Genomic DNA, 19,436 nt, shown 5'->3' with positions numbered 1-19,436 from the left:
TTTCTTCCATTCATTGAGTATAAAAAGTCATGGATTGATAAAGTTCTAGTTCAGTTTATTCACATCTGTTTCTTTATAGGGATCTGTGAGCTTGGATGTAAGGTCTAAATTGAATAAAAAATCATCTACGGTGTCAGTGCCAAAGGGAAGTGTGGAAAAGTTAACAGGGATGCTAGATTCTTGTTGTTCGGCAAGGGTCGGCTGTTTGTTCTGTTTCTTTCTCCAGCTTTTAAACAAACACATGAGAGGCCTCCTTTTATAAGAAAGAGATGGATTTATACATAATATACGAGTAAGTTGTCAAAGCGTCAATTTTTTCTTGAAACATTTAATACCCGCATCGTTTGTCGCTTTGAAGTCTGGTTCAATACGATCATCAACATCACCGATAGGATTTAATTTCATGATTCATATGATTTGGTGTGGGGAGTTTTGTTTGATTTAGTGGCAGTAGTATCATGAAAGAAGAGAAGCAGGTTCGTCAGTTTAACTAAAACAAAGAGATGAGACAAGGGTTCTTATTACAGAGCGATTGAAGCATGAGTTCGGTATTGAACCAGACTCATGCCTTGTCGTTTTGCCTTAAGCAAACTCCACATCCATTTAAGTAGCGTTTTACCGCATTGATTGTGTGCTCACTTGTAATTTTAGCCAAAAGAAAAGCACCTGCAACTTTTAGGGCTGTGTCTATTTGGGATACACTTGATATAGCTAGGCTCTTTTTATATTATAAATCTCCATATTGTGAGATGAATATTTCGAGTTCATCGGCTATCCAGTCAATATCTCCAATTAGTTGATCTCCTTCAAAACGAATGGCAGCATTTCTTTCTCCTTCGGTAATCATTTCGTCAAGCCACCCCATAATTCCTCTTGCTTTGCGATCAATTTCAACATGCATTTCTACGCCTTTTTCATTTATAAAAAACATGACTTCAAGTTCATCAAGTAATCCATAAAATGGACCAGTGACTGGAACAAATTCGAATTCTTGTATAAAAGGAAGACGGCGCTTTAAGTTTCTGGCATCCTTACAATCGACTTCTATTAGGTCAAAACCAAGAATATCAATGGCTTTCAGAATTTGAGATATCCAAGGATGTACTGTCACTTGAATGGGATCATAATCGGCTTTGTCGATTGCTCCTTGTAGGTCTAAGTCTGTGACAAGTTCAGTGGTCGTCTTGCCCATTGTAACTGGTGTATCTAGCGGTAGATGGAATGCAAATGGAAAATTATATGTTTCGTTTGCTTTAATGGTAAAAGCATCTGTTACGTGGTGGACGACGATATTTGTATATTTGGTTACTTGATCGTCATCTTGCTCAATGTCATAACGCTGAACAACTTTGATTTTTACAAATTTCGTTTCTTGGTCAATGTTTCCACCTTTGATGGTTACTGTTCCTTTTACTGTGTCTCCAGGTTGATAAACTGCCTTTTCAAGGACTGTATCAATTTTTGCAGCGCCAATTCCAATTTTTGCAGCCATTCGCTTCAAAAACACGATAGGTTGCCCCCTTTTATCGTCAAATACAACTACAGAGAAAGAGTTGTTCATTTTATTTAACCAATTTTATATGGTCTTCAATTCTTTTTTTATATTCATTACTTGGCACGGAGCAGTGCTTTATTTAACTCACGTTCACATTTTGTGTTGTAGTGTTTTTTATCAAGCTTATCGGTTTTAAATCGGCCGATCACTTGACGAACATCTTTATGGTGAATGATCAGATTCCTATACTCTTTATGACTCAATAAGTCTTGAAACCAGATATATTTTTTGAGATGTTTTGCATTTCTTGATCTATCTTCTTCATCTACTTGTAAAAAAGGGAGGTACACAGCAAAAGTTAACATATCTAAAATCAATCCCATTTTATCTACTCCTTTCATTTTTTTCATATTATTAGTAACGCTTAATAAGATAAAAGGTTTCATTTATTTTGAACATCAAGCTTTTTGTTTGAAATTGTTTTTGAGGTTTGTTTGAAAGAGAGTGGGGATACATGACTCAGGGGATATTGAGTCACAATAAAGGAGTGAAGGATTTAAAACCATTTGATTCGAATTTTGTATAAATGTAGATAAATAAGTCGAAAACCTAGGTGATTCTTCCTTTTCTTTATAATTACTTTGACACAGTTAGATGAAAAAAGTAAAGTAATACTGAGTGATTTACAAAACGATCATCACTCAATCAAATATGAAGTTTGCGTAAGTTTAATGTAAACGGATATTTTTTATCAATTTATTTACTCAATATTTTTTGAAACTTATTCTGCGTGTAATCCGTTATATTAAAGGAGCACACTTGTCCGGCTTAATAGGGGTAGTGGAAAGCTTGGTGAAGAAGATTTACATTTGCAAAATGAATGTAAATTTTTTATGATTTCATTTATATCAGATTGATAATCAGAAAGAAGAGGTTTTATGAAAAAAATAATTGCGAACAAATATAGCTTTTTTGTCTTGGCTGTCCTTTTGTTTTGGGCAAAATCGTACGCAGCCTATAAACTGAACTTCAATTTAGGGGTAAAAGGTTCTTTTCAAGAGTGGCTTCTCTTATTAAATCCATTAAGTTCAGCCATTGTGTTTTTGGGACTGGCTCTCTTTTTCAAGGGGCGTAAATCTGCTATTGTTTTGATTGTTATTGATTTTATTATGTCCGCACTTTTATATGCAAATGTAGCGTATTATCGTTTCTTTGATGACTTTTTGACTTTCCCGACAATGAAGCAAGCAGGAAATCTTGGGGGAGGTATGACTGGCGGTGTGTTAGCAAGTATTAAGCCGCATGACATTTTGTACTTCCTTGATATCTTGATCTTAATTGCCATTGTCATCCGTAGACCGGAAATTAAGAATTTCCAAATGAAAAAGACGTTTGCATTGCTTGTTGTTGCAGCAGGCGTTGGGCTATTCTTTGTGAATCTTCACTTAGCTGAGAAGGATCGTCCAGAATTATTAACAAGAACATTTGATCATAAGTATATTGTAAAGTATTTAGGTATTTACAATTATGCGATTTATGACGGTGTGCAAACTGCGCAAAATGCGACGCAGGTCGCAAATGCGAGTAGTGATGATTTAACAGATGTTGTGAACTATACGACGTCTCATTATGCTAAACCAAATGCAGAGTATTTTGGCAAGGCAAAAGGAAAAAATATCATTAAAATCCATTTAGAAAGCTTTCAGTCGTTCTTAATTGACTACAAATTAAATGGAGAAGAAGTAACACCATTTCTAAATAAGCTGGCTCATGGAAAAGATGATTTTACGTATTTTGATAACTTCTTTCATCAGACAGGTCAAGGGAAAACATCAGATGCTGAGCTGATGATGGATAATAGTATGTTTGGTTTGCCAGAAGGTGCGGCATTTGTGACAAAAGGTGAAAATACGTATCAATCACTTCCTGCCATCTTGGATCAAAAAGCAGGCTATACAAGTGCAGTGCTCCACGGGGATTATAAATCTTTCTGGAATCGTGATACGATTTACAAGCATATGGGAATTGATCAATTCTTCGATGCCTCTTATTACAACATGGATGAAGAAAACCTTGTGAATATGGGGCTAAAGGATAAGCCGTTCTTTAAAGAATCAATCCCGTTGTTAAAATCAATGAAAAAACCATTTTATGCGCATTTAATGACACTTACAAATCACTATCCATTTAATTTAGACGAAAAAGATGCCACAATTGCAAAAGCAACAACTGGCGATAAAACAGTGGATAATTACTTCCAAACTGCAAGATATTTGGATGAGTCGTTAGAGCAATTTTTCAAGGACTTGAAAAAATCAGGTTTGTATAAAGACTCTGTCATTTTGTTATATGGTGATCATAATGGTATTTCTGAAAATCATAACCGTGCTATGAGTGAGATTCAAGGTAAAGAAATTACACCATATCAAAATGCACAAAACCAGCGTGTACCGCTGATGATTCGTATTCCTGGCAAAAAGGGAGGCGTGAATCATACCTTTGGTGGTGAGGTGGACGTGATGCCGACGCTTCTTCACTTGCAAGGCATTGACTCAAACGAGTTTGTGAATTTTGGGACAGATTTATTCTCTAAACAGCATGATGATACGGTTGCGTTCCGTAACGGAAACTATGTCACACCGAAATACACTCTTGTTGATAATACGGTCTATGACACGAAAACTGGCAAGGTTGTGAAACAAAATAAAAAGACAGAGGCCATTAAAGCCCGGGTTGATAATCAGTTAAGCTTATCAGATAAAGTGCTTTACAGGGATCTGCTTCGATTCCATAAACTGTCTGATTTTAAACCAGTTAATCCATCTGATTATTTCTATGGTAATACAAACAAAGAGAAAACAGCGGATTCTTCTGCCAATTAACTGACTATTGGGCAAGCACATAAAGTGCTTGTCTTTTTATCTCTTACATCTTGATTTGTTGACAAAATATGTTTATATTTAGGGAGGAAACAAGCTTTAACGGTGATCATCAATTGGCAGCACACATTTTGTCCTAGGGGATTTAGGAGGAGCTTATGACAACAAACACTAAAACACAAAAAAAGAAATCAGAATTATGGGGCTGGATTAAAGCCATCTTCATTGCATTCATTGCTGTCTTTATCATTCGTAACTTTTTATTTGCACCGTATATTGTAAAAGGCTCTTCTATGTATCCGACACTGCATAATACAGAACGAGTCTTTGTGAATAAAACAGTTGATTATTTCGGCGATTATAAACGAGGGCAGATTATTGTGCTAGATGGGGAAGATCACAGCACTCATTACGTGAAACGATTGATTGGTTTACCAGGTGATAAAATTGAAATGAAACATGATCAATTATATGTAAATGGTCAAAAGGTGGCTGAACCTTATTTAGCTTCTAACAAAAAGAAGGCAGCCGCAAAAGGTACTTTGCTGACACCTGATTTTGGTCCTCTTACTGTCCCGAAAGGAAAATATTTTGTCATGGGTGACAATCGTCAAAATTCAATGGACAGCCGCAATGGCCTAGGTCTTTTTAAGAAGAGTGATATTCAAGGAACGACATCATTTGTGTTTTATCCTTTTCAAGATATTCGATTTTTAAATAATTGATAAGAAAAAAGCACAAAAATATGTGCTTTTTTCTATTTAATAAGACTGGCTTTTTATGATGGCCTGCTCAAGATCAGCTAGAATGTCTTCAATCGCTTCGGTTCCAACGGACAAACGAATGAGTTCTGGCGTGACACCTGTCGCTTTTTGTTCTTCTTCACTTAATTGCTGATGAGTCGTGCTTGCAGGATGGATGATGAGTGATTTAGAATCCCCAACGTTTGCAAGGTGTGAAAAAAGCTGTACGGAATCAATGAGCTTTTTACCTGCTTCTCGTCCACCTTTGATACCGAACGTTAGTATAGCACCTTGTCCTTTTGGTAAATATTTTTTGGTAAGTGCATAAGATTCGTGTCCTTTCAGGCTAGGATAGCTGACCCATTCAACAAGAGGATGCTCTTGTAAAAATTGTGCTGTTTTTAACGCATTCTCACTATGTCGCTGGAGACGAAGATGTAATGTTTCTAAACCTTGAAGCAGTAAAAATGAATTAAAAGGAGACAGTGCAGCGCCCAAATCACGTAAGAGTTGTACGCGTGCTTTCGTGATATAAGCAGCTTCTCCAATTGCCTCAGTATAAGTGAGTCCATGATAACTTGGATCTGGCTCAGTCAAACCTTTGAATTTATCACTGGCAGCCCAAGGAAATTTGCCGCTATCTACGATGACACCGCCAATTGATGTTCCATGACCACCAATGAATTTCGTCGCTGAGTGGACGACGATGTCTGCACCAAACTCGATCGGTCTTAATAAATAGGGGCTGGCGAGCGTATTGTCCACAATAAGCGGAATATGGTGTTTGTGTGCAATGGCTGAGACGGCTTCAATATGTAAAATGTCGCCTTTTGGATTCCCGATGCTCTCTGCATAGACTGCTTTTGTTTTATCCGTAATGGCTGCTTCAAGTTCTTCAAGATTAGACGAATTAACAAAATTCACTGTAATGCCTAGCTTTGGCAATGTATGAGCAAATAAATTATATGTGCCTCCATAAAGGCTGCTTGAGGATACGATTTCGTCTCCTGCCCCTGCAATGTTTAAAATCGAGTAAGTGGTTGCTGCTTGTCCAGAAGAAACAGCGAGTGCACCAATTCCGCCTTCAAGCTCAGCGATCCTTTTTTCAAACACGTCGTTTGTAGGATTCATAATACGTGAATAAATATTTCCAGGTTCCTGCAGTCCGAATAAATTCGCCGCATGCTCACTATCTCTAAAACCGAAAGAGCTTGTTTGATAAATAGGCACGGCTCTTGAGTAGGTCGCTGAATCAAGTTCCTGACCTGCGTGAATGGCTTTTGTTTCTAAACGAAATTGAAGTTCTTCTGACATATGTGTGTATCCTCCTTTTGTTAGATAAAACCAACTACTTTGATAAGAAATATTTAATAAGACTATAAATCTTGTTTCATGCTTGGTCAATCATTTTTTAGATAAATCTGAAAAAACAATAAATATAGTTGACAGGTCGGAATAGTGTGTATTAACATAAGCTTACTGAAAACATGAATCAAAATAGCTGATCGGTCAACCGAAGGCTCTATCACTCAAGCATGGGTGAAGGGCCTTTTTTTATTTCAATGAGAAAGGATGATGAACGTGAAGAAAAAGAAAAAACGAAAAAAATACAGAAAACATATGGACCTCACACTAGACATATTGATTGAGGGGAACAAATATGGGATTTACAGCAATCAGGAACGAATAGAAGCGATTTACGATCGAATTGATGAAAAGCATACAAGGTCGAACTAACCATTTTATAAAATATAGTTGATTTATATGAATAATCTGTTTTAGGATGGTGCTAACAAATCAATATGACTAGCTGATCGGACAACACGAAGGCTCTTATCTCTCATTTGGGATAAGGGCCTTTCTGTGCTTATGTCTGATGACAAGAGGAGTGGAGGTTTCATTGACGATTTCAATTGATATTGTGGATAAGTCCTTTTGGAAGGAGAAACAAACCATTCAAGTGCTTGAAGACTTGAGGCTTAGCATTGTGACTGGTGAATTCGTGACGGTGATTGGTCCGAGCGGATGCGGAAAAAGTACATTGCTAAAGATGATTGGAGGGCTTGATACTGATTATAACGGGCAGATCGTGATAGGAGAAAGGCGTGTGACAGAACCGGGAATAAAACAGGGCTTTATCTTTCAGGAGCATCGCTTGTTTCCGTGGCTAACGGTCGAAGGTAACATCGCTGCCAATTTCAATTTAAAACAATCAGATGTACGTCATAAAGTGGATGAATTGATTGAAATTGTCCGATTAAAAGGTTTTGAACACGCTTATCCACATGAGCTTTCAGGCGGGATGTCACAACGGGTTGCCATCGCAAGAGCACTCCTTCGTGATCCGGAGATTTTATTGCTTGATGAACCATTTGGTGCGCTGGATGCATTCACACGGAAACACTTGCAGGATGTGCTGCTGGACATTTGGCAGAAGAAAAGAACAACGATGGTGCTCGTTACTCATGATATTGATGAATCCATTTATTTAGGAAATGAAATTGTGCTGTTACAAGCAAAGCCTGGTCGCATTCATAAAATTCTTCCCGTGAACTTACCTTTTCCGCGCGATAGAACGTCAACAGATTTTCAAAGCTTAAGACAAAAGGTGCTTACAGAATTTGAGAAAACAGATGAGTTGTTACTGACGGATGGATCAGGAATTTAAGGGGGACAAATGGCATGAAAAAGACAAAAAGGATCTCTCTCTTTTTGATTCTCCTCCTTGTATTAGCAGGGTGTGATCAAGCAGCAGATGGATCAGAAAACAAGGTGAAAGAGATTCGGATTGGGATTCAGCAAAGTTTAAGCCCGCTACTTTTAGCAAAGGAAAAGGGCTGGTTTGAACAATCTTTTGAAAAAGAAGGCGTGAAGGTAAAGTGGGTGGAGTTTCAAAGTGGCCCTCCCCAATTTGAAGGGCTTGCTGCAAATCAATTAGATTTTTCACAGGTTGGAAACTCACCTGTCATAGCCGGTCAAGCAGCAGGTATTGATTTTAAGGAAATTGGTTTATCACAGGATGGCTTGAAAGCAAACGGTATTTTAGTAAACAAGAACAGTGCGATTCAAAAAATAGAAGACTTAAAAGGAAAAAAAATCGCCGTTGCCAAAGGAAGCAGTGGGTTTGATTTTTTATACAAAGTATTAGATCAGGCAGGATTATCTGCGAAGGATGTTCAGATCATTCAGCTTCAGCCTGATGAAGCGATATCTGCGTTTGAGAATGGGTCTGTCGATGCTTGGTCGATCTGGGAGCCGTTCCTATCACTCGAAACGATACAAAAGGGAGCCACGCTGTTGGTAAATGGCGAATCGACGGATTTATATTCTCCAGGTTTCACTCTAGTGAGAACCGAGTTTGCCGATCAGCATCCTGAACTAGTGGTGCAATTCTTAAAGGTATATGGCCATGCGGTGAAATGGCAGAAAGCGCATAAAGAAGAGGCTGTTACCCTCTATGCACGTTTGAAAAATTTAGATCAGAAGGTCGTGAAACAAGTATTAAACAATACGGAGCCGCTCAATGAGCCCATATCTCAGAAGATCATAAACGCCCAGCAGCATACCGCTGATTTTCAATATAAAACAAAGGCGATCCAGCGGAAGATAGATGTAAATCAGGTGGTAGACAATTCGTTTATTGAAAACATGCTGAAAGAGGAGAAGGATGGATGAAAGCTATTTCTAACCCAGCTCTAGCAACTAAAACCGAACGGACGAAGAAAAAAAGGAGAAAGGCTTCATCTTTCCATATGTTAAAGGGACTGGTGTTACCCGTTCTTCTCATTGCTATTTGGCAAGGTATAGCTAGTGCTCAAATCGTTTCTTCAACTGTGCTTCCTTCGCCCGCCATGATTGCGGAATCTTTTCGAGAGTTGATCCGTTCTGGTGAATTGTTTGGCCATCTTTACATCAGTCTTTATCGAGCAATATGTGGATTTTTACTTGGGGGAGGTTTAGGGCTAATGCTTGGCGTATGTGTGGGGTTTTCTCGGAAAACAGAGCAGTATGTGGACCCGACCTTGCAAATGCTAAGAACAGTTCCTCATTTAGCGGTCACTCCTTTATTCATTCTCTGGTTTGGCTTTGATGAAACGGCGAAAATTTTATTGATTGCACTTGGTGCTTTTTTTCCGATTTATATTAATACCTTTTTAGGGATTCGCAGTGTAGATAATAAGCTGTTTGATGTGGCTCGCGCTTTAGAATTTAATCTGTATCACAACATTACAAAGCTGATTTTACCTGCTGCTCTTCCACATATTCTTCTAGGCGTGAGGCTATCATTAGGAATTGCTTGGCTTGGTCTAGTGGTAGCTGAGTTGATGGGCTCAAGCAGTGGCGTCGGCTATATGATCATGGATGCAAGGCAATTCTCTCAAACGGATAAAGTGTTTGTAGGGATTATCATCTTTGCGGTAGTAGGTAAGCTGACAGATTCCTTTGTACGTTTGTTAGAAAAGCGACTGCTCAAATGGCGCACAAGTTATCAAGGGGAAAAATAACAGGGGGAGATATGATGAATATTCTATGGTTTATTCCAACGCATGGAGACGGTCGTTATTTAGGATCATCGAAAGGGGCAAGAAAGGCAGACTATCCATATTTTAAACAAATTGCACAAGCTGCTGATCAGCTTGGGTATACAGGGGTCTTGCTGCCTACAGGGAGATCCTGTGAAGATCCATGGCTGACGGCAGCTGCTTTAGCTGCCGAAACAACTCATTTAAAGTTCCTTGTGGCCCTTAGACCAGGGCTTATGCAGCCTTCGGTTGCTGCAAGAATGACTTCTACTTTAGATCGTCTTTCAGGCGGGAGGCTGCTGATCAATGTTGTAGCGGGAGGAAGTAAAGAAGAGCTTGCAGGAGATGGATTATTCATTTCTCATGATGAACGCTATGAGGCAACCGAAGAGTTTTTGACGATTTGGAAGCGGTTATTGAAAGGAGAGCATGTACAGTTTCAAGGGAAGCATCTACAGATGGAGAATGGCCGGATATTATTCCCGCCAGTTCAATCGCCCCATCCACCTGTCTTTTTTGGCGGATCATCAGAAGCAGGAATTCAAGCAGCCGCTAAGCATACAGATGTTTATTTAACTTGGGGCGAACCGCCTGAACAAGTAAAGGAAAAAATCGCACAAGTGAAGAAACAGGCTGAAAAGGAAGGAAGAACGGTGAAGTTTGGCATTCGTCTTCATGTGATCGTGAGAGAAACAGAAGAGGAGGCATGGCAGGCAGCAGAACATCTCATTCGTCATTTAGATCAAGAGACCATTGATGAGGCGCAAAAGGCTTTACAGGGGATGGACTCGGTTGGCCAAAGACGAATGGTGGAATTACATCAAGGGAATAAAGACAAGCTTGAAATTAGCCCAAATCTTTGGGCAGGCATTGGTTTAGTACGTGGCGGTGCAGGAACAGCCCTCGTTGGAGACCCGCAAACCGTGGCAGATCGTATAATAGAATATCAGTCTCTAGGGATTGATACATTTATATTTTCTGGATATCCGCACTTGGAAGAAGCTTATTATTTAGCAGAACTTGTTTTTCCGCTCCTTCCATTTAAGCATCATGGTGATGCAGGACCACATGTGCCAGCTGGTGAAATCATTGGGAACCATTACTTTCCTGATACAGCCTCTGCTGCAAGTTCCTCATAAATATTGAAAAAGCAAAGCAGTTGGTGGTCGCTGCTTTGCTTTTTTCATAGAAAGAAAGGCGAGCCATATGTTGTGTACCGCGGAAGAAGGTAAGGGCTTTTTTCCCAATGCGCTTTCTTGTATATACATATTTTAAGTGGCAAGAGAAGAAGGAAAATATACTCACTCTTTTATCGGAATTATCAGTAAATATTTCATAATTGGTGGCTTAACGACATATAAACAGGACTTTTATATCTGATATATCAGGGGAATTCTTTCTAGCTCACAAAAAAGAAAGAATATATAAAGGAGATGATAAGAATGGACTATTTCAAAAAAAGAAGAAAATAGATGGTTTAATTGACATTATATGGGTTCTGTGGTTCTAATGGAGTGGCAAAATCTAGTGAATAAGGGAGGGGTTATGCATTTTAAAGAGAATAATTGAATAAAAAGTCACATTTTATCCGAAAGTATGTTCGGTCGAAAATGGGATCTTCTGTTGATGTTAGTAGAGTTGCCCCTGTGATACGATCATCATAAGCTGGGAGGTGAAAAGTATGACTTATGCAGCGCCGCAAGTTGACTATTCCACGATGGAACCTGCTATTATGGACCAAGCTTGGTTCTTAGTATTTGTTGCAGTCCTTTTAGGATTGGGAGCAACAGTCGTTCTAGGAGCAGCAGTTTGGTGTTTAGCAAACGGCAAAGGTAGCTTTACAGGAGCCGTTCAGTGGGAAAGTGGCTTAAAAGTCAATATTGAATGTAAGTAGCTATACTTAGGATTCATCTTTTTACTTCTTAGATCTGACATCGTGGCTAAACCGTCTGTGGCGGGCGGTTTAGCCTGATCTGTTTTTAAAGAATATGCAGACACCTGGAGGTTCTATGTTTACGATTGAGAGTTTAACCAAGACGTATAAAAATAATGTGACTGCTGTTAAAGATTTTGATTTAAACATCGCACCAAACCAAATCGTCGCTGTTTCAGGTCCCAATGGATCTGGCAAAACAACGATGATTAACTGTATACTCGGTATCATTAAGCATACAGAAGGAAAAATTACCATACATGGTGTCACAAATGATGACCCATTTTTTAAAAAACAAGTAGCCTATGTTCCAGATGACCTGCTACTCCCAGAAGCATTGACTGGTGATGAGTATTTAGATTTTGTTTCTTCTATGTATGAATGTAAAACATTTCATAGAAGAAATCAACTAATTGAATTGTTTGATATGGACTCGGCATTGTCACGACCTATTGAAACATATTCACATGGTATGAAAAAAAAGACACAATTGATTGCCGCCTTTATGCTTGATAGTAAAATGGTGATCATGGATGAGCCCTTTAGGGGACTTGATATTGAAGCGGTTATAAACACAAAGAAACTAATGAAGCGTTATGCCCAGCACCATGGTGCAATCTTGCTTTCAACGCATGATATGCTTTCAGCGGAAGAGCTGTGCCACAAAATTGCCATTATTTCTAAAGGAAATAAAATGGAAGAAGGAACGGTTTCAGCCCTAAAGGATAAGTATCAATCAAGCACACTGGAACAGGTGTTTCTGAAAGCTTCAATGTTAAGTGATAGGGGTGCACATTTTGATGAAATCATTAATCATTTCTAAAATGATGCTTAAAATGTGGCAGCAGGAAATGTATAAGCTCTTTGATACTCAAACGAAGCGAATCATAGTTGTCTTATTCTTTTTGTTTGCGGTCACAATAGGTGCAATGATCGGATATAGTTTTACAGGGGTATTTATGAAGGCTTTCTTAAATGGGGATGAACGTTCTCTAGGATTATTGGTTGTTTCTATGGCGATGAATGCATCCATTTTTACAAGTCTGTTATTTGTTCTCATCAAGGTCAGAACACCCGAACAGGACCGATTTTCCATGCAACTAAGCTGGTTCCCACTTTCTACTTTTCAGAAAAGTCTTGGCTATTTCATCCCAATGGTGACAGTGGTGGCGGGGTTGGTTTTGTTTTTTATCGGCATCTTGCTTTTACCTAATTTTATTGCTCAAGGGATTGGGATTTCCTTTATCCTTGCTTTCTTTGTCATGGTGCTCCTGCAGTCGCTGTTTGTTTTAGCGCTTTTGCAGTTCATCTACAACATGATTTATGTACTTGTTCTTAAAATAAAACTGCCGTTGCAAAAATTTGCAGCGATATTTGTTTTATTAGCATTAGTTGTGGCTTATGGAATGACTCATTTTGATATCAACAAGATTCAGCAATCATATGTACAGTTTGATTATCATTTGATGTATTTAACAGCCCCTTTTTTTCTGGCAACACAAGGGATGTCTCCCCAAGGGGTGAACTATGCCATCTTGATCTTGCTCATCTTATTATCAGCAGGTGGCGCTTTTATTTCTCTCGCTCTTATGCCGATTATGGCAGAGAAAAAAGCGTTAACCTTTTTAAACAAGTTGCCGTTTTCTACATCGAAAAAGTGGTCGCTTGTGGTAAAGGAAATGAAATCACAGGTGCGAAACGAAGAAAATATTTTGAACTTTCTCATTCTCCTCATTGTGATATTGTTCGTTCGCTATCAATTTGTCTTCAGGTTTGAAGGGGAAGCCTTTTTTGTCTTATGTGCGCTAGCTGGATTAACGGCATTTAATTCATTTGGTAACGATAAACGAATGTTAGGAATGTATAAAACGTTCGGTTTAAGATCGTGGGAAGTGTCCCTTTATAAATTTGTAGGGCTTCTGATGGTCGGGTTCATGCAAATCGCCGTGTTTATGCTCACGACAATCACGCTGCCGGAAAGTATCTGGACTGTAGTTATTGGTATTGCTGTCCTTTTCAATGCAACGGCTCTCTTCTATGTGGTGGGTATTTTACTTCCGCTTGATCGAAATAATCCATACACTGGTATTTTTTCATTTGGGGCGCTTATTTTGATCATGATTCCGATTGTTTTTATCGGTAACTATGTCATGGGAGAATCAAGTCAAATGCTTCAGTGGCTACTTGTTGCAGGATTTGAAATATTGCTCATCTTTGCCATATACAAAGGTTTTTCATGGAGGTATTCACATGATTCAACTTCTTAATAGTAAGCTAAAGATCGAGCGAGTCCCAGCTCTTGCGCCTTATGTGACATTACAAAAGAAGCATTTGACTGATACGCAATATGGAAGCACACTCCCGATTAATGAGAGTGCATATCATATGTTAAAGAAGGTTGACGGAAAGAGGACAGAAGCGAATATCACGGCAGAGCTTGCCGATTTGTTTCAAGTAGATGAGTCGGTGATTGCTCGTGATTTTTATCAGCTAATCACAGGGCTTAATCAGCACCATTTGCTTTCCATCCATTATCGCTCACCTTATCCAGTTGTCACGGCCTGCTGTCAATTTTTTAAGCAGTATCAAGTGAAGTTGAAGGAGCGGTTTGATTGCACTGGGCATTCATTCTTTCAAATATTGATGACTGCATTGCGAATGGTTACACGTAAAATTATCTTTTTCTGGCTGCTGTTCATGGTAATGGCAGGAATCGCTTTTTTATTCGTTCCGGATGCATCTATTGTAGCCATTGCGATCTATTTTTCAATTATTTATCTTGGATTAATTACTGGGACTGCTTTGCATGAGGCCGCACATGGGTATGCGCATCGGAAGTTCGCTGGACGTGATGGTCCTCAAGGTTTCTTTGCCAGCGATATGATGTCAGTCAAGTTTGTAAGGCCCGTATTAAATCCATATCATAAAAAACAGGTATGGATTACATTGCTTGGACCGCTCGTTCCTGGCTTGATTGGTGCAGTTGGAATCATTGTGACCGTTTTATTTTTAGAAGAAAATCCAATATCGACAGGGTTTTTCATTTTTTCCATTACGTATTTTATTCAGCTACTATACCTTCTTCCGTTTATGGGAGATGGTAAATCGATTTTAAAGCAGCTATTACTTGGTGGAATGGGAGGACAAAGATCATGAACCTACAAGCAATAAAACAAGGTGCCATTGTTGGCGGTTTTTTAGGTTTCTTAGGATTTCCGATGTTAACAATTGGTGTACTATTTTATCATCTGTTCCAATCAAAAACGAATAACGAACTTTTACTTAATAGTCTTGCCTTTGAAATGGAGGGGAAATCTGCATTTACGTTTCAAATCAAACCGAATTTCTTCATCTTAATGATTGTTATCTTTCTTGTTGTTTTTTTAGCCGTGACAATAATTTCGACCATCCGTCAGAAAAAAAGATGAGGGGAAATTCCTTCATCTTTTTTGTACAATATCCCAAAAATTGGAATATTGATAGACATATTGAAAGAGAGAAAAAGGCGATCAATATGACTTTCTGTCTTTCTGCTATCAAAAGGTCGAGACAACACCAACAGAAACCAAAAAAGAGTCAGAAACCACAAAAGGTGAATGCGTCTTCAAAGAAAAATATGGAAGTGACAACAAGAGAAAAGAATCTTTTCAATGCAGTAGCTGAATATATTGAGTTGATGTGAAAGGGTTAACGAAAGAGAACAAAGAAATGTTCATTATTATAGAGCAATATAAACACAGCAAACTGCTTTCTCATGAGACATCAGAATTTTCTGCTAGTTTAAAGGCAAGATGAAACCAATGAAAAGGCAAACATCCTCATTTTACTAGAACGTGAACATGATGATCTTAAAATTCATAGAAGTATAGGGTTGGACGACGATACCTTTTCAATGACAAAGGGCAGTTTTGTTGAATTGCCTTTTAATTTAACGTCTGTTTCAGATACAGATGTGAATGGGCAGGATTTTCAAACAAAGCATTAAAGGATATTAGCCATGCTTTGTTCAAGTAGATTAATAAGCTATCGTAATATAAAAGGAGGATATGAATTTTTTGACGAAAAATTTTCATATTCTCTTGACGAATAATTAAGAAAGTTGTAACATAATAAAAGTCAATGTGGTGACGTTGTTTGACATAGATTGATGCGGGTGTAGTTTAGTGGTAAAACCTCAGCCTTCCAAGCTGATGTCGTGAGTTCGATTCTCATCACCCGCTCCAATACATCATTTTGTTTATAACGCAGTATTTCGTTTCATAGATAAACGAAGTGTTGCGTTTTTTATTATGTTAACATAATGTAAAAAAGCACCATGGATGATTTACAGTGCTTTTTCAAAAATATGATATGTGCTTTCACCGCCATGTATTTGTGTGAACATCTTTGTTAAAGATTGAAGAAGTGCATCACTCTTTTCCCAGGAAATAGAGGGTGGAAAAAGGATGATTTGAAGGATATTCTTTGTTTCTGTGGATATTTGTGCTGATCCAGATTGAGAAAATAAGCCTTTCTGTCCTGCTTTATCTATCCATTCAACATGACTAGAATCACTTCTTTTGAGCAAAAGCGGCTCTTTTAGACGGTCAGCATCCAGTGTGAGAATTGGTAAAAAATATTTTAACGAGAAAAATGTCGACAAGTCCTGTACGGAGTTGATAGAGTCAATAAATGTTTCTTTTTGAATATCAGACAGAATTGGAAGAAAGGGAACATTTTTTATAAGGTCAATCCATTCTTTAATGGCTGGTACTTCTTCTAGTGCTTTTCCTTCATATTCGAAAAATAGAGATTCTTGAAAGAGCCGTAATCGACCTTTTAACATTTGAGGTGATTTACCAATTTCAATATTTGAATATTCAATCTGCCCAACATGGATAGACGGGCTTTGTTGATGAGATATTTCCATATATATCTTCACAGTGACTCACTCCAATCGGTCATGATACATTCGTATTATACTGAAAACAACAGAAGAAACAAAGAAAGGAGGTTTGCAAGGTGATTCATGTTGGAGAATTAAAAGAAGAGTTAATTCAATATGCAAAAGAAATTGGTGTAGATAAAATTCGATTTGCAAGTGCTGATACATTTGATTCATTAAAGGACCGACTCATCTTACATGAATCATTAGGGTATTTGTCGGGCTTTGAAGAACCCGATATCGAAAAAAGAACAAACCCTTCTTTGCTCCTTCCAAAAGCAAAATCAATTGTTGCGATAGCGCTCGCTTATCCTTCTAAGATGAAGAATGCGCCTCGAAGTACAAAAGATGCTAGAAGAGGCATCTTTTGCCGGGCATCATGGGGAACAGATTACCATGTAGTGCTGAAAAAGAAGCTCGATATGCTTGAGGAATTTTTGCGCAACAAGCACGAAGATATACGAACGAAATCAATGGTCGATACAGGTGAGCTGTCTGATCGCGCTGTAGCAGAGCGAGCGGGCATTGGCTTTAGTGCGAAGAACTGTATGATTATCACGCCAGAGTTTGGGTCTTATGTGTACTTGGCTGAAATGATTACAAATGTTCCATTTGAACCAGATGAGAAAATTGAAGAACAGTGCGGGACGTGTAATAAATGTGTAGATTCATGTCCAACAGGGGCTCTTGTGAATCCGGGACAGCTCAATTCTCAAAGGTGTATTTCATTTTTAACGCAAACAAAAGGATTTTTACCTGACGAGTTTCGTTCAAAAATTGGAAATCGCTTGTATGGGTGTGATACGTGTCAGACGGTTTGTCCAATCAATAAAGGAAAAGACTTTCATCTTCATCCAGAAATGGAGCCGGACCCTGAGATTGCAAAGCCGCTTTTAAAGCCGCTGCTTTCGATAAGCAATCGTGAATTCAAAGAAAAATATGGTTATATATCTGGATCATGGCGGGGGAAAAAGCCTATTCAGCGGAATGCGATTCTGGCGCTTGCTCATTTTAAAGACACGTCCGCCTTACCAGATTTAGTTGAATTGATGCACAAAGATCCAAGACCAGTTATAAGAGGAACTGCTGCTTGGGCGATTGGCAAAATTGGCGATCAAAAGCAGCTTCCTGAACTGGAGAAAGCTCTTGATCGTGAAAATGACGAAGAAGTAAAACAAGAGATCATCAAAGGGATTGAGTTGTTACAGACACCTTTAAATACTAAATAGCGTCCATAGGAACATAGAATGAACCAAACAGAGGATTTTTAATAAAAGTTTGGTGGTGTCTGTGTGAAACGATTAATACAACAAACGGTAGAAGACAGGCTGGAGTATTTAATAAATGGCCATGTGATGCGACAGCCGCAACTTATTTCTGATGCTGAAGCAGTAGATCGAAAGAAGGAGCTTTTCGCTAGAAGACATGTTGAGATTGTCAAAGCGAAAGCGAAAGCAAAGCTTTTGCACTCAACGATTCAGGATGATGGAACTTTGCATGTACAATATCTTGCTCATCTCACATATGTCTGTAAAGATGTAGATGATTCGTTTTATTTAGAAGAACAGATTGAAAAAAGGGAAGCATTTCTATATAACGACATGCTTGTCAAAGATCATATGATCGAGGTAGACAGACAAAGTGAAGAAATTGCTCTAGTTCGATTTCAGGATGAAGAGGAATTTGGAAGAGCCTTTCATTATGATCGACGTGCGGCTGTCCAATATGCGGAGACGTACTGGAATAAAAGGAATCCAGCATATAAAAATTTTGAAGATAACTGTACAAATTTTATTTCTCAATGTTTGAAAGCAGGGAATGCGCCAACAAGAGGATATCCTAATCGGGGGTCAGGTTGGTGGGTGCGACCTCATACGTGGAGCTATAGCTGGACAGTGGCTCATTCTTTGAAAAATTATTTAACAACTTCTAAAGCCGGATTAAGAGCGAAGATGCTAAAGGAGGCTAAAGAGCTTAGCATAGGAGATGTCATCTGCTACGATTTTGAAGGAGATGGCCGTTATAACCATACTACGATTGTCGTTGACCATGATAAAAGCGGAATGCCGCTTGTAAATGCACAGACGTATGATAGCCGCATGCGCTATTGGTCTTATGAGGATTCGACAGCTTACACGCCATCTATTCGTTACGCTTTTTTTCACATTTTGGACGATGCCTCAAAGAGTAGTTAATGGTATAATGTTGAGCGGAAAAGAAAATTAGAGGTGAACTTTTTTGGGACTTCATGTCGTTTTATATCAACCAGAGATTCCAGCTAATACTGGAAATATTGCGCGCACATGTGCAGCAACTAATACAACACTTCATCTAATTCGTCCGCTTGGTTTTTCGACAGATGACAAAATGCTAAAACGTGCAGGACTTGATTATTGGAAGTATGCTAACGTTGTGTATCATGATTCATTAAATGAATTGTTTGAAGCACATCCAAAGGGACAATTTTTCTATTTGACGAAATTTGGTCAAAAGCCGCATACAACGTTTGATTACTCTAAGTTAGATGAAGATTATTTCTTCATATTTGGCAGAGAGACGAGCGGATTGCCAAAAGATTTGATTGAACGAAATATGGACCGCTGTCTTCGTTTGCCAATGACGGAACATGTTCGTTCACTTAATTTATCAAATACAGCAGCTATTCTAGTATATGAGGCTCTTCGGCAGCAAAATTATCGTGATCTCATGTAAGTTCTTGATGTTGAAAACACGAAATAAATGAATAAAGGATGTTCCGCTAATGGAACATCCTTTTTTTCATTTACCAGGCTTGCCTTCGTAGCCAGCGGTGAAAATGGATACTAAAAACGTAATGATGACGCCCATCATAATGACCGTTCTCATATAAGCTCCCCCTTATCCCTTTGTTCCTTTGCTGCCTGTTTCATATGGTGTGAAGTTCGCCTTGAAAAGCAGGA

The 19,436-nt window shown here is 38.6% G+C and carries 20 protein-coding genes and 1 tRNA gene; 16 read left to right on the top strand and 5 right to left on the bottom strand.

Going from position 1 to position 19,436, the window contains the following annotated elements:
* Window positions 1-45: 45 nt before the first annotated feature.
* The 3 genes from ACIQCE_RS04790 to ACIQCE_RS04780 all read right to left on the bottom strand — a co-directional run bounded on the left by ACIQCE_RS04790 (window position 46) and on the right by ACIQCE_RS04780 (window position 1,878).
* Window positions 46-243: a hypothetical protein gene (locus ACIQCE_RS04790; RefSeq protein WP_400493804.1), complete on the bottom strand. Its 198-nt coding sequence runs from the start codon at window positions 241-243 to the stop codon at window positions 46-48.
* 484 nt (window positions 244-727) lie between these two features.
* A complete protein-coding gene (locus ACIQCE_RS04785; RefSeq protein WP_400493803.1) occupies window positions 728-1,507 on the bottom strand; it encodes a sporulation protein in 780 nt (259 codons plus the stop codon).
* A 101-nt stretch (window positions 1,508-1,608) separates the two neighbouring features.
* A complete protein-coding gene (locus ACIQCE_RS04780) occupies window positions 1,609-1,878 on the bottom strand; it encodes a hypothetical protein (RefSeq protein ID WP_400493802.1) in 270 nt (89 codons plus the stop codon).
* A gap of 555 nt (window positions 1,879-2,433) precedes the next feature.
* On the opposite strand from ACIQCE_RS04780, the gene ltaS reads away from it, so the two are divergent.
* Both ltaS and lepB read left to right on the top strand, forming a co-directional pair.
* Window positions 2,434-4,377 carry a lipoteichoic acid synthase gene (gene ltaS, locus ACIQCE_RS04775; protein ID WP_400493801.1) on the top strand — a complete coding sequence of 648 codons (1,944 nt, stop codon included), beginning with the start codon at window positions 2,434-2,436 and terminating at the stop codon, window positions 4,375-4,377.
* Between the two features lie 155 nt (window positions 4,378-4,532).
* Window positions 4,533-5,099 (top strand): signal peptidase I, encoded by a 567-nt coding sequence (lepB, locus tag ACIQCE_RS04770; RefSeq protein WP_353856307.1) that lies wholly within the window; start codon window positions 4,533-4,535, stop codon window positions 5,097-5,099.
* 36 nt (window positions 5,100-5,135) lie between these two features.
* On the opposite strand, the gene ACIQCE_RS04765 is transcribed toward lepB, so the two are convergent.
* Window positions 5,136-6,431: a homocysteine synthase gene (locus tag ACIQCE_RS04765; protein ID WP_400493800.1), complete on the bottom strand. Its 1,296-nt coding sequence runs from the start codon at window positions 6,429-6,431 to the stop codon at window positions 5,136-5,138.
* Between the two features lie 267 nt (window positions 6,432-6,698).
* On the opposite strand from ACIQCE_RS04765, the gene ACIQCE_RS04760 reads away from it, so the two are divergent.
* The 11 genes from ACIQCE_RS04760 to ACIQCE_RS04710 all read left to right on the top strand — a co-directional run bounded on the left by ACIQCE_RS04760 (window position 6,699) and on the right by ACIQCE_RS04710 (window position 15,796).
* Window positions 6,699-6,854, top strand: a complete 156-nt coding sequence (locus ACIQCE_RS04760; protein ID WP_400493799.1) for an FbpB family small basic protein — start codon at window positions 6,699-6,701, stop codon at window positions 6,852-6,854.
* Between the two features lie 163 nt (window positions 6,855-7,017).
* Window positions 7,018-7,785, top strand: coding sequence for an ABC transporter ATP-binding protein (locus tag ACIQCE_RS04755; protein ID WP_400493798.1), 768 nt, complete (start codon window positions 7,018-7,020; stop codon window positions 7,783-7,785).
* Between the two features lie 14 nt (window positions 7,786-7,799).
* The gene (locus tag ACIQCE_RS04750) at window positions 7,800-8,792 is read left to right on the top strand and encodes an aliphatic sulfonate ABC transporter substrate-binding protein (protein ID WP_400493797.1); all 993 of its coding nucleotides are present in this window, start codon (window positions 7,800-7,802) and stop codon (window positions 8,790-8,792) included.
* A 77-nt stretch (window positions 8,793-8,869) separates the two neighbouring features.
* Window positions 8,870-9,622: an ABC transporter permease gene (locus ACIQCE_RS04745; RefSeq protein WP_224741084.1), complete on the top strand. Its 753-nt coding sequence runs from the start codon at window positions 8,870-8,872 to the stop codon at window positions 9,620-9,622.
* Window positions 9,623-9,636: 14 nt separating this feature from the next.
* Window positions 9,637-10,779 (top strand): FMNH2-dependent alkanesulfonate monooxygenase, encoded by a 1,143-nt coding sequence (gene ssuD, locus ACIQCE_RS04740; RefSeq protein WP_400493796.1) that lies wholly within the window; start codon window positions 9,637-9,639, stop codon window positions 10,777-10,779.
* Window positions 10,780-11,321: 542 nt separating this feature from the next.
* Entirely contained in the window at window positions 11,322-11,534 is a 213-nt protein-coding gene (locus ACIQCE_RS04735; protein ID WP_400493795.1) for a hypothetical protein, read from the top strand.
* A gap of 115 nt (window positions 11,535-11,649) precedes the next feature.
* Window positions 11,650-12,396, top strand: a complete 747-nt coding sequence (locus ACIQCE_RS04730) for an ABC transporter ATP-binding protein (protein ID WP_400493794.1) — start codon at window positions 11,650-11,652, stop codon at window positions 12,394-12,396.
* Complete coding sequence (locus ACIQCE_RS04725; RefSeq protein ID WP_400493793.1) at window positions 12,374-13,840, top strand: hypothetical protein; 1,467 nt, start codon at window positions 12,374-12,376, stop codon at window positions 13,838-13,840. The genes ACIQCE_RS04730 and ACIQCE_RS04725 overlap by 23 nt, the downstream gene beginning before the upstream one ends.
* Window positions 13,824-14,729 (top strand): PqqD family protein, encoded by a 906-nt coding sequence (locus ACIQCE_RS04720; RefSeq protein WP_400493792.1) that lies wholly within the window; start codon window positions 13,824-13,826, stop codon window positions 14,727-14,729. Before ACIQCE_RS04725 ends, ACIQCE_RS04720 begins: the two co-directional genes overlap by 17 nt.
* A complete protein-coding gene (locus ACIQCE_RS04715; RefSeq protein WP_353856303.1) occupies window positions 14,726-15,001 on the top strand; it encodes a hypothetical protein in 276 nt (91 codons plus the stop codon). Before ACIQCE_RS04720 ends, ACIQCE_RS04715 begins: the two co-directional genes overlap by 4 nt.
* A 721-nt stretch (window positions 15,002-15,722) precedes the next feature.
* Window positions 15,723-15,796, top strand: a tRNA-Gly gene (locus ACIQCE_RS04710).
* Between the two features lie 101 nt (window positions 15,797-15,897).
* On the opposite strand, the gene ACIQCE_RS04705 is transcribed toward ACIQCE_RS04710, so the two are convergent.
* Complete coding sequence (locus ACIQCE_RS04705; protein ID WP_400493791.1) at window positions 15,898-16,494, bottom strand: hypothetical protein; 597 nt, start codon at window positions 16,492-16,494, stop codon at window positions 15,898-15,900.
* An 83-nt stretch (window positions 16,495-16,577) separates the two neighbouring features.
* Between ACIQCE_RS04705 and queG the strand changes: the two genes are divergently transcribed.
* From queG to trmL, 3 genes are all read left to right on the top strand, one after another.
* Window positions 16,578-17,726 carry a tRNA epoxyqueuosine(34) reductase QueG gene (gene queG, locus ACIQCE_RS04700; RefSeq protein ID WP_400493847.1) on the top strand — a complete coding sequence of 383 codons (1,149 nt, stop codon included), beginning with the start codon at window positions 16,578-16,580 and terminating at the stop codon, window positions 17,724-17,726.
* A gap of 63 nt (window positions 17,727-17,789) precedes the next feature.
* Window positions 17,790-18,692 carry an amidase domain-containing protein gene (locus tag ACIQCE_RS04695; protein WP_400493790.1) on the top strand — a complete coding sequence of 301 codons (903 nt, stop codon included), beginning with the start codon at window positions 17,790-17,792 and terminating at the stop codon, window positions 18,690-18,692.
* 43 nt (window positions 18,693-18,735) lie between these two features.
* Window positions 18,736-19,209, top strand: a complete 474-nt coding sequence (gene trmL, locus ACIQCE_RS04690) for a tRNA (uridine(34)/cytosine(34)/5-carboxymethylaminomethyluridine(34)-2'-O)-methyltransferase TrmL (protein ID WP_353856300.1) — start codon at window positions 18,736-18,738, stop codon at window positions 19,207-19,209.
* Window positions 19,210-19,436 lie beyond the last annotated feature (227 nt).

Source organism: Bacillus sp. NPDC093026, assembly GCF_044754665.1.
Lineage (GTDB): Bacteria > Bacillota > Bacilli > Bacillales > Bacillaceae > Bacillus > Bacillus maqinnsis.
This window is presented reverse-complemented; position numbering and strand designations above follow the sequence as displayed.

Coding starts and splice junctions, on each gene's coding strand:
- ACIQCE_RS04790 (WP_400493804.1), bottom strand. CDS start 243: ATGTGTTTGTTTAAAAGCTGGAGAAAGAAACAGAACAAACAGCCGACC.
- ACIQCE_RS04725 (WP_400493793.1), top strand. CDS start 12,374: ATGAAATCATTAATCATTTCTAAAATGATGCTTAAAATGTGGCAGCAG.
- ACIQCE_RS04745 (WP_224741084.1), top strand. CDS start 8,870: ATGTTAAAGGGACTGGTGTTACCCGTTCTTCTCATTGCTATTTGGCAA.
- ltaS (WP_400493801.1), top strand. CDS start 2,434: ATGAAAAAAATAATTGCGAACAAATATAGCTTTTTTGTCTTGGCTGTC.
- ACIQCE_RS04765 (WP_400493800.1), bottom strand. CDS start 6,431: ATGTCAGAAGAACTTCAATTTCGTTTAGAAACAAAAGCCATTCACGCA.
- lepB (WP_353856307.1), top strand. CDS start 4,533: ATGACAACAAACACTAAAACACAAAAAAAGAAATCAGAATTATGGGGC.
- ACIQCE_RS04715 (WP_353856303.1), top strand. CDS start 14,726: ATGAACCTACAAGCAATAAAACAAGGTGCCATTGTTGGCGGTTTTTTA.
- ACIQCE_RS04735 (WP_400493795.1), top strand. CDS start 11,322: ATGACTTATGCAGCGCCGCAAGTTGACTATTCCACGATGGAACCTGCT.
- ACIQCE_RS04750 (WP_400493797.1), top strand. CDS start 7,800: ATGAAAAAGACAAAAAGGATCTCTCTCTTTTTGATTCTCCTCCTTGTA.
- ACIQCE_RS04730 (WP_400493794.1), top strand. CDS start 11,650: ATGTTTACGATTGAGAGTTTAACCAAGACGTATAAAAATAATGTGACT.
- ssuD (WP_400493796.1), top strand. CDS start 9,637: ATGAATATTCTATGGTTTATTCCAACGCATGGAGACGGTCGTTATTTA.
- ACIQCE_RS04780 (WP_400493802.1), bottom strand. CDS start 1,878: ATGGGATTGATTTTAGATATGTTAACTTTTGCTGTGTACCTCCCTTTT.
- ACIQCE_RS04720 (WP_400493792.1), top strand. CDS start 13,824: ATGATTCAACTTCTTAATAGTAAGCTAAAGATCGAGCGAGTCCCAGCT.